The following is a 13426-nucleotide window of genomic DNA, read 5'->3' on the forward strand; positions in this document are numbered from 1 at the left end:
AACCATAATGGAGAATTGATAATGCATAATGTCAATCATTTTACATTATCAACTCTCCATTTATTTTTAAAAGCACGGCGCGCCGTGCTTTTTTATTACGCTCTTTTATCTAATTGAGTGCGCTCTTTTATAAGAGATTTCAATCCGTTTATAGTATATATATATGCAATGATATATATTATTAAAGTTGTAATAATAGATGGTGAAAAAATATAAAGTTCTAACACTTTAAATATCAATGAAAGAGTAGCACCATGTGCTGCAAGTTTAAATAAATCACTGAATTTAACATACTTTCTATCAGCTGAAATATTCAACATAAATGAGATTATTAAAATAAAAGTGAAGTTGGAGATTAATAATGAAATTACGAAACCGATTAATAGCATAATTGGTGCCCACATCAATAAGTAGAGTGAATCTTTGACTATCTCACTATCTACTGTATCTAGTGAAGTTCCTAAAAGAGGAACAGGTAATTCATAATTAAAAACCATAAGATTTCCATTAAGCTTTATATATGCTTTATCCTTAGATAAAAGAATTCCTGAATTATAGAAAAGAAATTCCTCATATACAGATGATTCTTGTATTTTTGTGTTAATTGAAAATAATATATCATCCTCACTAACTTTATAAGGATCAGATCCATTTACTATAAGTTTACCATCTTCTATTTTAATTTCAGGTAATTCATGAGAAACATACTTATTAGAGAGGAAATCATAGAAGCCTTTTATTTCAGTAAATGGCTTGTATACAATGAATACACTCAATAAAGTTGTTAATAATAAAACATAAACTATTGTTCTTGAAATTTTTTCTTTAGCATAGCGTGAGTAATTATTAATACTGAATACGCTATAAAATAAATCTAAAAAAATATTTTTTTTCATATTTTCCTCCGAAAAATGCTAGCTTTTCTTTAAGTATTGACCATATGTAGATAAACAATACGGAAACTTAATTTATACATCAGGAAAATAACAAATGTTTAATGTTTTTTCATGGTTTATAAATTAATAGTTGAAGTTGTTTATCTCTACATAATAGTATAACAAATTATAGGTTTTTATTCTATAAAAAAGATTACTTCGAGAGTGAAAGTATTTACCCGTTATAGGAAAAGTGATACAATAGCTTTGTGAAAGAACTTAATGTTATAAGGATGGTGTTGTATGAACATTAGAGAAGAAGCCCTTAGGGTTCACTGTGAGTTAGAAGGAAAACTGTCAATAGAATCAAAAATGAAGTTGAATTCCAGAGAAGATTTGTCTATAGCTTATACACCTGGAGTTGCAGAACCATGTAAAGAAATTGCTAAAGATAAAGAAAAAGTATATAACTATACAATGAAGGGCAATACAGTTGCCGTTGTTACTAATGGAACTGCGGTTCTAGGATTAGGTAATATAGGTGCAGAGGCATCATTACCGGTAATGGAGGGAAAAGCTGTATTATTTAAAGAATTTGGTGATGTTAATGCCTTTCCAATATGCATTAACTCAGAGGATCCAGAAGACATAATTAAAACAGTTAAATTGATAGCACCTGGTTTTGGTGGAATAAATCTTGAAGATATCAAAGCTCCTGAGTGTTTTTATATTGAAGAGAGATTAAAAAATGAACTTGATATTCCTGTATTTCATGATGATCAGCATGGTACAGCTATAGTATGCTTAGCAGGAATATATAATGCTTTAAAGGTTGTAGAGAAAAATCTAAATGAAGTTAAGATTGTTATAAATGGAGCAGGAGCAGCTGGAACTGCTATATGTAAGATGTTACTTAAAGCTGGGGCGAAAAACATTGTTATGTGTGACATAAATGGTGCGCTTGTTGAGGGGGATAACGCTCTTAGTGAGGCTCATATGGAATTAGCTAAATTAACAAATAGAAATAAAGAAAAAGGAAAATTAGAAGATATAATAAAGGATACAGATATTTTTATTGGAGTATCAGCTGCTAATGTACTTAAGCCATATATGGTGGAGACAATGGCTGAGAACGCTATCATATTTGCAATGGCAAATCCTAATCCAGAGATAATGCCAGATTTAGCTAAGGAAGCAGGGGCTAGGGTTGTTGCAACAGGAAGATCGGATTTCCCGAATCAGATTAATAATGTTCTTGTATTCCCAGGTATATTTAAAGGGGCTTTGGAGTGTAGAGCAAAAGGTATAACAGATGAAATGAAGTTAGCAGCAGCAAGAGGGCTAGCGGATATGGTAAAAGAAGAAGACCTTAATGAAGAGTTTATTATTCCAAATGCACTTAATAAGGAAGTAGCAGACTCAATTGCAGAATCTGTTAGAAGATATGCTGATAGAAAAATGAAATAATATGATTTATAAGAAAGGGAGTAAGGAATATGAGCAAAGTTGTGGAAAGATTTTTAGAGTATGTAAAATTTGATACTAAATCAGATGAGACATCAAATACTGTACCTTCAACAGAAAAACAGAAGAAGTTAGGGATTAGACTTGTTGAAGAATTAAAGGAGATTGGGCTTAAAAACGTTACTATGGATGATAATGGATATGTAATGGGTGAGTTGCCAGCGAATTGTGATGAGGAGATACCAACAATAGGATTTATAGCACATATGGATACAGCACCTGATATGTCTGGTGAAAATGTAAATCCTCAAATAGTTGAGAACTATGATGGAGGAGATATTATTTTAAATAAGGAGAATAATATCATATTATCTCCTAATGAGTTCCCAGATCTTAAAGATTATATAGGAAAGACTCTTATTACAACTGATGGAACTACTTTACTTGGTGCTGATGATAAAGCGGGTATAGCTGAAATCGTTACTGCTATGGAAGAACTTAAGAGTAATCTTGAAATCAAGCATGGTAAAATAATGGTTGGATTTACACCAGACGAAGAAGTTGGAAGAGGAGCAGATCATTTTGATGTTGATAAATTTGGGGCTGAATTTGCTTACACAATGGATGGTGGTTTCATTGGAGAATTACAATATGAGAATTTCAATGCTGCAGGAGTTAAAGTTACTATAAAAGGAAGAAATGTACACCCAGGTAGTGCTAAGAATAAAATGGTGAATTCAACGTTCATTGCTAATAAGTTTGTTGATGAGTTACCAGAGAAGGATAGACCAGAGAATACTGAAGGATATGAAGGATTCTATCACTTGATTTCGTTTAATGGATCAGTTGAGGAGAGTACTCTTACATATATAATTAGAGAGCATGATAGCGTTAAGTATGAAGAAATGAAGAAGTTCATGAAATCACTTGAAGAAAAGTACAATGAACAATATGGTGAAGGTACTGTTAAAATTGATATAAAAGATCAATATATGAACATGAAAGAGAAAATTGAGCCAGTAATGCATATTGTAGACTTTGCTAAGAGAGCTATGGAGGAAGTAGGTGTAGAACCTAAGATACTTCCAGTTAGAGGTGGTACTGATGGAGCAAGATTATCTTTCATGGGGCTACCAACACCAAACATATTTACAGGTGGACATAACTTCCATGGTAAGTATGAATATATTCCAACACATTCTATGGAAAAAGCTGTAGATGTGATATTAAAGATTGTAGATATTTACGCTCAAAAATAAAAAACGAAAAAAAATGGATGATAGCAACTATCATCCTTTTATTATTTTGAGGGCTAAATTTGTATGGGGGGAAATACATATAGTTAAGGGGACAATAACTATATTACCAATATATGTGGTTAACTTAAAATTGTGAGTAATTTTAATAACATTATGTTATAATTATTTTAAAATATTTTTATTCATTCGAGAGGTGATATAGTGGAAAATGAGAACATACATAGAGTGCAGTATGGTGAAAAAGAAATAATTCTAATAGCAACTGCACATGTGTCAAAGAAAAGTGTTGAAGAAGTTAAAACGGTTATTGAAACAGAAAATCCGGATTCAGTATGTGTTGAATTATGTGAGAATAGATATGAAACTATAAAGGATAAAGATAAGTGGAAAAACACTGATATATTTCAAGTTATTAAAAGTGGAAAATCACTGCTGTTTCTAGTAAACATTCTTTTAGCATCATATCAGAAAAAAATGGCTAATAAATTCGGTATAGAACCAGGTGGTGAGATGATTCAAGGAATCAAATCAGCAGATGAAATAGGCGCTAACCTTGTGTTGGCTGATAGAGATATTCAAACAACATTTTCAAGAATATGGGGAAATATTGGATTTTGGGGAAAGATAAAATTAATGTTTCAGGCTATTATGAGTGCTTTTGGAGATGAAGATATTAGTGAAGAAGATCTTCAAGAACTGAAATCGGAAGATATGCTTACAACAGTTTTAAATGAGTTATCTACATCTTTCCCAGATCTTGCAACACCATTATTACATGAGCGAGATGTGTATTTAGCTCATAAAATTAAAGAAGCAGAAGGGGATAAGGTTGTTGCAGTTTTAGGAGCTGCACATGTTCCGGGTATAAAGAAAGAGCTTAAAAATGATATCGAAACAAACATTGATGAGCTATGTATAAAGCCAGAGAAGAAAAAATGGGGTAAGTTTGTTGGTTGGGGAATCTCAATAGGTATAATATCGTTAATTGTATATACTCTTTATTCAAATAGAAGTGATGGTTTAGAATCAATTTTAAGTTGGATAATATGGAATGGTTCTTTATCAGCAATTGCAGGAGTCCTAGCATTTGCACATCCCTTAGCTATTTTGACTGCTTTTGCAGTGGCTCCGATTAGTTCCTTGAACCCGTTGTTGGCAGCGGGGTGGTTTGCGGGGATTGTTGAAGCATATAAACGAAAACCAAATGTAAGTGATTTTGAGGCTTTATCTGATGACGTTGGTTCAATCAAAGGGATATGGAAAAATAGAGTTTCAAGAATACTTTTAGTTGTTATTTTCGTGAATTTAGGAAGTACGGTAGGTACATTAATTGGTGGAGCGGAGGTTATTAAACTCTTTCTTCAAAATATTTTATAGAAAAATCAGGATAATATTAGGATATCAGCATAACAAAATATATTTTTAATAAAATGTAATATAGCTATATTTTAGGAGAGATATATGTTGGTTAAAATGAAAACAGGAATATTTGAAAACATTTAATTATCCCTTTGAAAATATTAAGTTTAATAGGCATACTAAGATATTAGTAGACACATGTTTTCTATTATCTCTTCTATACGATAAAGATCCAAAAAATAATGAATGTATTTTAACCTTTAAAAAACTCCTTGCCAGTGAATGTAAGCTATTTGTAAATGATATTGTAACTGCAGAATTTATTAATCAAATACAGAAAAAAATGTTTGTAAATGATTTGAAATTCAAGTGGGATAAAACAGAACCTATTAATACAAGACCTAATATTAATTTGATTATTGCATGTTTTAATAAAAATGATAGAAGAATTATAAAAGAGAGAAGATTAGAGAAGTTTCATTATATACCTTTTAACAAATATTTCTATAATATTGCTAAAAACTCTTGGAAGAGAGATTTGTTAAAAGTGTATTATGAAAAAGCTGTAGAGATGCATACTCAAATTGAACAAGCGATGCATTTAAAATATGTAACAATTAACAAAGAGAGTATTGATCTTGCAAAAGAATTCATGAAGAAGTTTATGTTATCTGTTAATGATGCATATCATTTGGCATGTGCTGAATACAATGGTATTAATTATCTTTTAACATTAGATTGTGATTTTGAAGAAATAAGAGAAGCTAATATTGATATACTTAAGATATAAAAGAAGATGAGCAAAAGCTCATCTCAGGCTGTTGAAAAAGCCCAATCTCATCGTCAGTAAGACTCGCTGTGCTGCTCGAGTACTATTTGTACACTGCGCTGCTCGCTCCTCTTGTTCCTTGACCTTGGGCTTTTTCAACGCCTGACACTCTAAAGATAGAAGACAGAGTGAAAACAATATATTGTAACTTTGTCAACAAACTCAGATGAGCAAAAGCTCATCTTTTTTTATATCTAATTGATAATGGAAAATGAGTGATATTTCACTCCGTGAAATTTTAAAATTATTGGTTGTTAGACAAGGGTGCTGGGTTGAACTTTGGTCAACCAGTGCTTTTGTAAAACAAGTGGGATTACATTTAATTGCATTAAATTAAATATTAGTTAAGTATGCTATAATAATCAAGAGTATATAGATGTTTGAATAGTAAAGTTTATTAAGAATTGGGGGGAATGAAAATGGAGGTTCAAATAATTAAAAGTCTTGAAGAATTTGTGGATAAGGCAAATGTGATTTTGAATAATAGTATATTATCTGCATATTGTTTTGGTTCAGCAACTTATGAAGATTTTCATAGTGGGTATAGTGATTTGGATTTTTTTATAATCACTGAAAGTATAATTAGTGAAGATGATTTTCAAAAGTTCTCTTTATGGAGAGATGGATTAAAGAAGGCAAAGCATCCGTATTTTTCAGTCTTAGAGGGAGAAATAATTTCAAGAAGTGCAATAAAAAATGATATAGAATCTAATGTAATATATTGGGGTACATCAAAGGATAGATTAAAGAGGAAATATGGGACATCAGGATTTTCATTAAGAGGATTGATAAATAACGGTTATTTAATTTATGGAAAAGATTTAAGAAATGAACTACCATATCCAAGTAATGAAGAAATGTTAACTCAAGTAAACTCCATGATAGAAACAATTAGGAAACACGCACAAATTACTAATGAAGATGTTCATTCTATAGATTGGTTATTTTTAATAAGTCAATCAATTTATTGGATTAAAACATCTGACATTGCTGGAAAAACAAATGCAGCAAGATGGATTGTTGATAGCTGTGATTATGATTGGATTGGAACATTAGAAAAAGCCATTGAAATTCGCAAATCTCCTACACTTGCAAATATAGATGAAAATAAAGAATGGCTTAAAAATTTAGGGGATGTTATACAGTGTGCATGTGATACTTTGAGTGTTGAGAAAAACGAGTATATATCAACAAAGCAGTATAACTTTGTTCCTATGAATAATGAATATGCTAATGAAATTGCGTACAAATGGAAATATAATGGGGTTTACTCATTCTATGATATGACAGCTGATGAAGAAGATTTAATAGAGTTTCTTAATGAGGATAGTTGGGACGGGCATTATTTTGCAGTACTAAATGATAAGAGTGAATTGATTGGCTTTTATTCATTCTACTTTGAAGAGGAAATCATGTGGATTGGGTTTGGTCTCAAACCTGAATTAACAGGAAGAAAGCTTGGAGCTGATTTTGTGATTGCAGGCATTAAATTTGCAATGGAAAAGTTAAATTACAAAAAGAGTTATATTATGTTAGCAGTTGCTTCATTTAATAAACGCGCAATAAATTTATATGAAAAGATAGGGTTTCAATGTGTAGAGAAATATATGCAAAAAACAAATGGTGGAGAGTTTGAATTTATTAAAATGAAGAAATACATATAAATATAAAGGAATAAAGATAAAAGAACAAATAAGGTTGATTTTTGCAAAAGCAAAACTTCCTTATCTGTTCTTTATTCTCTGTTCTCTGTTTTTATTAGTTGTTTGATTTAGCTGGTGGCATTGCTGCAATTACTTTATCAGCAAGCTTACTGAATGGAAGAGATTGTATCCAAACCTTTCCAGGTCCACTAAGTGTAGCAAAGAAGAATCCTTCTCCACCAAATAATGAGTTTTTAACTCCACCAACGAATTCAATATTATAATTAACGTCAGAAGTCATAGCAACAAGACAACCAGTATCAACTTTTATCAATTCTCCTGGAGCTAGTTCACGTTCTATAATTGTTCCTCCAGCATGGATGAAAGCTAATCCATCTCCCTCTAATTTTTGTAAGATAAATCCTTCGCCACCGAAGAAACCAGCACCAAGTTTTTTGCTGAATTCCATACCGATTGAAACCCCTTTAGCTGCACATAAAAAAGCATCTTTTTGACAAATGATTTTGTGTCCTAAGGTAGATAAATCTAATGGTATTATCTTTCCAGGATAAGGAGAAGCGAATGAAACATGTTGAATTCCGTTACCGCTATTTGTGAAAAGAGTCATGAATAAGCTCTCTCCAGTAATAAGTCTCTTTCCAGCACCGAAAAGTTTACCCATGAAGCCTCCTGTCTGTTCAGAGCCATCACCAAATATTGTTTCCATCTGTATATATTGATCCATCATCATCATTGCACCAGCTTCAGCTATTGTGCTTTCACCTGGATCTAATTCAATTTCAACAAACTGCATATCGTCGCCATAGAGTTTATAATTAATTTCATGTGAATTCATAATAATACCTCCTGTATATAATATTATATAGAGAACAAATAACCTAAGTTGCTCTTTTTTTTTGTATAGATAAATCTACGGAGTAGTTTATCTATATTCTAAATATATCATAAATATCTATATTTAGAATAAAAAACATAGAAAATTAATAGTATTTTAGTATAGTAATAAATGGGAGAATAATATGAAAGGGAATCTTGTGTGTGCTGGAGGAGGCATACGAGGAATTGGAATTGTTGGAGCTTTATGTGGTCTTGAAAGAGAAGGATTTTCATGGGAAAAAGCTGCAGGAGTATCATCAGGTGCTATAATTGCATCGCTGATAGCTGTTGGGTATACAGCTCATGAAATAAAAAAGATGATAATAGATTTTAATTTTCTTAAATTTAAAGATAGAGGAGTAATAGGGAAAATCCCTTTTGTAGGAAATGCCATTGGATTAGTTAGAGATAAAGGAATATATTCAGGGAGATATATAGAGAAATGGATGGAAAAGCTTTTAGGGGAAAAAGGGGTGAGAACATTCCAAGATCTTAATGGGGATAATGGAATGAGATTAAAAGTCATAGCATCAGATATAACAAGTAAAAAGGAAATGATTATGCCAGATTGTTTTGAGGAGTATGGTATTGATATAAGTAAGTTTACTGTTGCAAAAGCTATCAGGATGAGTATTAGTATTCCATTCTTTTTTAAGCCAGTTAAATTAAAGGTTGATGGTGTTGTTCATTATATTGTTGATGGTGGAGTATCTAAGAATTTTCCAATTGATATCTTTGATGGTGTAAATAACAATGTAGAAACTATTGGAATAGATTATGAGTATACAGAAAACTATGGAATTAAACAGGATAATACTTTATCATATGTCCTTGATATAGCAGATACACTTACATCTGATAGAGTAAGACCAGCTTTGAAGGAGGAAAATCTAAAGAGAACTATTTTTGTTCCCTGTAGTGATATCCCTATAACTCAATTTGAGCTTCCAAGAGAAGATACAATAAAATTATTCAAAGAAGGGTATAAGAGTGCTAGAGTATTTATGCAGAAGAGAGGGATGAAAACATAGTTGAGAGTGGAGAGTTGAGAACGATGGACATTTCACTTCGTGAAATTTTAAATGTATTGGGTTTCAGACAATAAAGGGTTTACTCGTTTCATTAACATGAAACATTGTATTTTAAGCACAATAAGTTGTAGTTTCTGCGTAAGCAGAAACATCCATCGTTCTCCATTCAAAACTCACCACTCTCAACTTCTTTTAAAAGTGTCTTCATTAATGTACGTAATTTAGATGCTTTCTTTAGAATGACTATTTAGAATAGCTTTTTAAAGCACGCTTTACATATTAACATTGAGCCTTTGTTTGCGGAAACTGCACTTTCTTTAGTGATAGATTTTCCACAAATATGACATGAAATTTTGTTTGACGTTTTTTGATTAGTAACAGTTTTTTTTGTTTTAAGGTTTGTCTCAACACTTTTTTTTCTGTTAGGTGGTGGAGAATAATCTACTGGTTCAAGAGGAGATACTCTTTTCTTTATAGAGTACTCCATTGAATATTCACTTTCTCCAAAGAGTTCAAGTTCAAATCTTGGATTAATTTTATCATAAAATTCTTCTATTATCATATGTTTAATTTGAGCATCATTAATAATTAAACCACTCTTTTCAATACCATCAAATATACTCTTTGTTATATTGTTGGTATCAGGATGTCTTTTTTCGCTTTTATAAAACACCTTCAAGACTGCAATTACTCCTTGAGTTATAACAACACCAGGATTTTGAGATCTTGCTTGTAATGCAATTTCTTCCTCATACAGAGCATATCTATCGTGATATTTTCCAGAGTTATAGGGCAGAATAGCTCTACCATTTGAATTGAATAGTTTAAAGTTTGATTTTGAAATAGGTGAGCCCTTTACAACTACCTTTGCATATAAATCCCCCATGCAGGTCTCCTTGTCATCTTTGTTTTGTTATTTGTTTTCACATGCCTAAACATTTGAATTGTTCAAGCTTATTAAAAATGATACTCCATTTTTTTCGTTTTGTATAGTGATTTCACCATTATGAATATCTATAATATTCTTAGCTATTGCTAAGCCTAATCCATAATTACCCTTGGAGCCTTTAAAAAATGGTTCGAAGATATTATTCATAACATCTGAGGAAATATTTGCACCATCATTAAATATATATACAATTAAATTATTCTTATTTGTAGTAATAGTAATGGATACTTCAGTTTTGGCATATCGTATAGAATTATCTATAATATTTTCAAAAACTACTTTTAATTGATCCGGTATACCATCAATAATGCAGTCAAATAAATCTTCATTGAGTTGTAAGTCGCCTTTCTTGGCTTCAAAAGAATCACAAACATCTTCAATTAGAGTCTTTAAATTGATAGGTGTTTTTTCAATTTCATGTTTAGTCATATAGTTTAGTTTAGTTAAATAGAGCAGATCTTTTATTCTTTCTTGAAGACGTAGAGCTTCAGAATCAATAGTTTTTATTGAATCCTCAAGAGAGCCTTTTGGGAAAATGCCATCATTTACTGCTTGGGCATAGCTTCTGATAATCATAACTGGTGTTTTTAACTCATGTGATATTTTTTGGAGCATCCATTGTTCCTGCTCATAATTTTTTACAAGTTCACGTCTCATTCCCTCAATAGAATAGGTTAGTTCACCTATCTCATCCATCCTATCTACGGTAAGAGGAGTATCCCAATTTCTTTCACCAATATTTTTTACAGCGCTCTTAAGTTTCTTAAGAGGCTTAGTTAAGTATTTAGAAAGTAATATTCCTAGAATTAAGGCTACTAATGCACCAACTATAAGAAATGGAATAATATTAGTTAAAATTTCATTAACAAGAGTATTAATCGTATTATCCCATGAATAAGTCATTATTCCTTCCAATTTGAATATGTTTTTTTCAGATGAAGAATGCTTATCAAGGAAATCAATCATTTTTGTAGCAGTCTTACCCGAATAATTGTGTAATATACGATTTTTAATATTGTCATATATTTTAGTTTCAGTTTTAGTTAATTTATAGTAAATAGGATATACTTTAGAATTATCAAGTTTGAATTGATAATAGTATTCCTTGGAATCTTCCTCTTGGCTTTTAAACTGCTCTGAGACCATTATTAAAAATTCATCTTGATGTTCTTTAGGTATATTTCTATTAATATTAGATTTGAAACTCATATTAATTTGAGCACCAATATTCATGTTATATATTCCTTTTAATCTATTACTAGTAGGCAATTTAGATAACATAGTATCTTTTGCATTTGAAAAAAAATCTCCTTTCATAGTAGAAAAGTTAGATTTCTTAATTAAATCTGTATTTGAGGTATACCTAGTTAAAAATTTACCATATAATTGATTACTTAAATAATTTATATAATTTTCTTCAGAAAATTCCATGAGATTATATAAGTCTTTTTTTACTGATGATTTTAATGATAGAGTAACTGCGGATGTAAACAAGAGTACAAAAAACACTATGAAAGTTGTAAATAATATGGAAAACTGTACAGATAGAGAGTAGTTTTTAAATTTCATTTAATCTGTATCCAAATCCATATATTGTTTCTAAATTTAAATCATAAAATTTCTTTCGTATTCTTCGTATTAAATCATCTACAACTCTATCACTTCCAAAATAATCATTTCCCCATATTTTTAATAAAATTTGTTCTCTAGAAAAGGCAGTACCGATATTCTTAAAAAGAAAATTCAATAAATCATATTCTTTGGAGGTTATTTCAATCTCATTGTCTTTAAAGAATATTTTCCTTTTGGTATCATCAACTATATAATCTCCTAGTGTAAGTGTTCCTGTTTTTTGGGGGGAGATACTTTTTGAATATACTCTCTTAAGAAGTTTTTTTGTTCTAATAATCAGTTCGATAGGTAAAAATGGTTTAGCAAGATAATCATCGCTTCCCATCTCAAGACCTATAACTCTATCAATATCTTTATCTCTAGCAGAAATGAAGATAACAGGTGTGTTTTCGTTATTATTTTTAATCTTTTTTATTAATTCAAATCCATCGCAATCGGGAAGCATGATATCTAATATCCATAAATCAGGTTCATCATCTATATGATCCAGCACTTCAGAACCGGTGAGAAAGGATTTTATATTCCAACCTTCTTGTCTAAGGTAAGTAGATAGTATTGTATTGAGATCTTTTTCATCCTCAACTAAGTATATTGAGTACATATTCTTTCACTCCTTTGAGAATAATTTTAATAATAGTAACATAAGTAACTACTATCAATTGGACATAGTAGTATAATATATATAAGGTATTTGAATGTGGCTAAGTTTATTATACCAATAATAAAGGGTTTGTTTTCAAAAAATATTATGTGAAATTATGTGAGAGGTGATAGAGATGATGTTTTATGATATATTAAGTAAATATTATGATACGATTTTTCCATTTAGTAATGTAAAAAAGGAGTTTCTAATGGAGGAATTCCGTAATGGAGAAAGAATTCTTGATGTTGCATGTGGAAGTGGTACATATTCGCTTGAACTTGATGAAGAAGGAAAAAAAGTTACGGCAATAGATCTTGATGAAAAGATGGTAGAACTATTAAGGAATAAAAAAACGTCTAGTAGTAGAGTTCATGAAATGGTTATGGATATGACTAAAATTAAAGAATTGAATCAAGAATTTGACGGTATTTTTTGTATAGGAAACTCTCTTGTTCACTTACCAGATAAAAAGATTATAGGTGATTTTATTAATGACTGCTATGATGTCTTAAGTGAAAATGGAAAGATGATAATACAAGTAATAAATTACGATAAAATATTAAAAGAGAATATGAGTGGATTACCTGATATAGTTAGAGATGAAGGCGGACTTGAATTTATAAGAGATTACATCATGAAAAGTAATGGAAACATAGAGTTCAAAGGAACAATAAAGTTTCATAGTGGAGAGAAATATGTGAATTCTGTAGAACTTGTACCAATTGTTAAAGATGAATTAGAAGAATGTTTTAAGCGATTTAAAAATGTTACTTTCTATGGTGGGTTTGATAAAAAAACATGGAGGTTAGAGACTTTACCTACAGTAATAGTTGCTGAAAAATAAC

General features: G+C 30.6%; 13 protein-coding genes. 8 read left to right on the forward strand and 5 right to left on the reverse strand.

Features of this window, described 5'->3' with window-relative positions; genetic code table 11:
- Positions 1-95 precede the first annotated feature (95 nt).
- Positions 96-896 (reverse strand): DUF1189 family protein, encoded by an 801-nt coding sequence (locus KDK92_RS10250; protein ID WP_250859158.1) that lies wholly within the window; start codon positions 894-896, stop codon positions 96-98.
- A gap of 282 nt (positions 897-1178) precedes the next feature.
- On the opposite strand from KDK92_RS10250, the gene KDK92_RS10255 reads away from it, so the two are divergent.
- The 5 genes from KDK92_RS10255 (at position 1179) to KDK92_RS10275 (ending at position 7450) form a co-directional block, all read left to right on the forward strand.
- Complete coding sequence (locus tag KDK92_RS10255) at positions 1179-2342, forward strand: NAD(P)-dependent malic enzyme (protein ID WP_250859159.1); 1164 nt, start codon at positions 1179-1181, stop codon at positions 2340-2342.
- A 29-nt stretch (positions 2343-2371) separates the two neighbouring features.
- A complete protein-coding gene (gene pepT / locus KDK92_RS10260) occupies positions 2372-3598 on the forward strand; it encodes a peptidase T (RefSeq protein WP_250859160.1) in 1227 nt (408 codons plus the stop codon).
- A gap of 201 nt (positions 3599-3799) precedes the next feature.
- Positions 3800-4975 (forward strand): TraB/GumN family protein, encoded by a 1176-nt coding sequence (locus tag KDK92_RS10265; protein WP_250859161.1) that lies wholly within the window; start codon positions 3800-3802, stop codon positions 4973-4975.
- A gap of 112 nt (positions 4976-5087) precedes the next feature.
- A complete protein-coding gene (locus KDK92_RS10270; RefSeq protein WP_250859162.1) occupies positions 5088-5747 on the forward strand; it encodes a type II toxin-antitoxin system VapC family toxin in 660 nt (219 codons plus the stop codon).
- A gap of 458 nt (positions 5748-6205) precedes the next feature.
- Positions 6206-7450, forward strand: coding sequence for a GNAT family N-acetyltransferase (locus KDK92_RS10275; protein ID WP_250859163.1), 1245 nt, complete (start codon positions 6206-6208; stop codon positions 7448-7450).
- Between the two features lie 94 nt (positions 7451-7544).
- On the opposite strand, the gene KDK92_RS10280 is transcribed toward KDK92_RS10275, so the two are convergent.
- Positions 7545-8285, reverse strand: a complete 741-nt coding sequence (locus tag KDK92_RS10280) for a TIGR00266 family protein (protein WP_250859164.1) — start codon at positions 8283-8285, stop codon at positions 7545-7547.
- Between the two features lie 184 nt (positions 8286-8469).
- On the opposite strand from KDK92_RS10280, the gene KDK92_RS10285 reads away from it, so the two are divergent.
- Positions 8470-9357, forward strand: coding sequence for a patatin-like phospholipase family protein (locus KDK92_RS10285; protein WP_250859165.1), 888 nt, complete (start codon positions 8470-8472; stop codon positions 9355-9357).
- A 247-nt stretch (positions 9358-9604) separates the two neighbouring features.
- Here KDK92_RS10285 and KDK92_RS10290 read toward each other — a convergent pair whose 3' ends face one another.
- Entirely contained in the window at positions 9605-10243 is a 639-nt protein-coding gene (locus KDK92_RS10290) for a RusA family crossover junction endodeoxyribonuclease (RefSeq protein ID WP_250859166.1), read from the reverse strand.
- A 45-nt stretch (positions 10244-10288) separates the two neighbouring features.
- On the reverse strand, positions 10289-11623 hold the full coding sequence (locus tag KDK92_RS10295) for a sensor histidine kinase (RefSeq protein ID WP_250859167.1): 1335 nt from the start codon (positions 11621-11623) through the stop codon (positions 10289-10291).
- Positions 11624-11735: 112 nt separating this feature from the next.
- Here KDK92_RS10295 and KDK92_RS24540 point away from each other — a divergent pair, with 112 nt between their 5' ends.
- Entirely contained in the window at positions 11736-11861 is a 126-nt protein-coding gene (locus tag KDK92_RS24540; RefSeq protein WP_276575935.1) for a hypothetical protein, read from the forward strand.
- A 3-nt stretch (positions 11862-11864) separates the two neighbouring features.
- Here the strand turns inward: KDK92_RS24540 and KDK92_RS10300 are convergent, their stop codons facing one another.
- Positions 11865-12539 carry a response regulator transcription factor gene (locus KDK92_RS10300; RefSeq protein WP_250859168.1) on the reverse strand — a complete coding sequence of 225 codons (675 nt, stop codon included), beginning with the start codon at positions 12537-12539 and terminating at the stop codon, positions 11865-11867.
- A gap of 175 nt (positions 12540-12714) precedes the next feature.
- Here KDK92_RS10300 and KDK92_RS10305 point away from each other — a divergent pair, with 175 nt between their 5' ends.
- Positions 12715-13425 (forward strand): class I SAM-dependent methyltransferase, encoded by a 711-nt coding sequence (locus KDK92_RS10305; RefSeq protein WP_250859169.1) that lies wholly within the window; start codon positions 12715-12717, stop codon positions 13423-13425.
- Position 13426 lies beyond the last annotated feature (1 nt).

Source organism: Oceanirhabdus seepicola (assembly GCF_023684385.1).
In the GTDB taxonomy this organism is placed as follows: domain Bacteria; phylum Bacillota; class Clostridia; order Clostridiales; family Clostridiaceae; genus Oceanirhabdus; species Oceanirhabdus seepicola.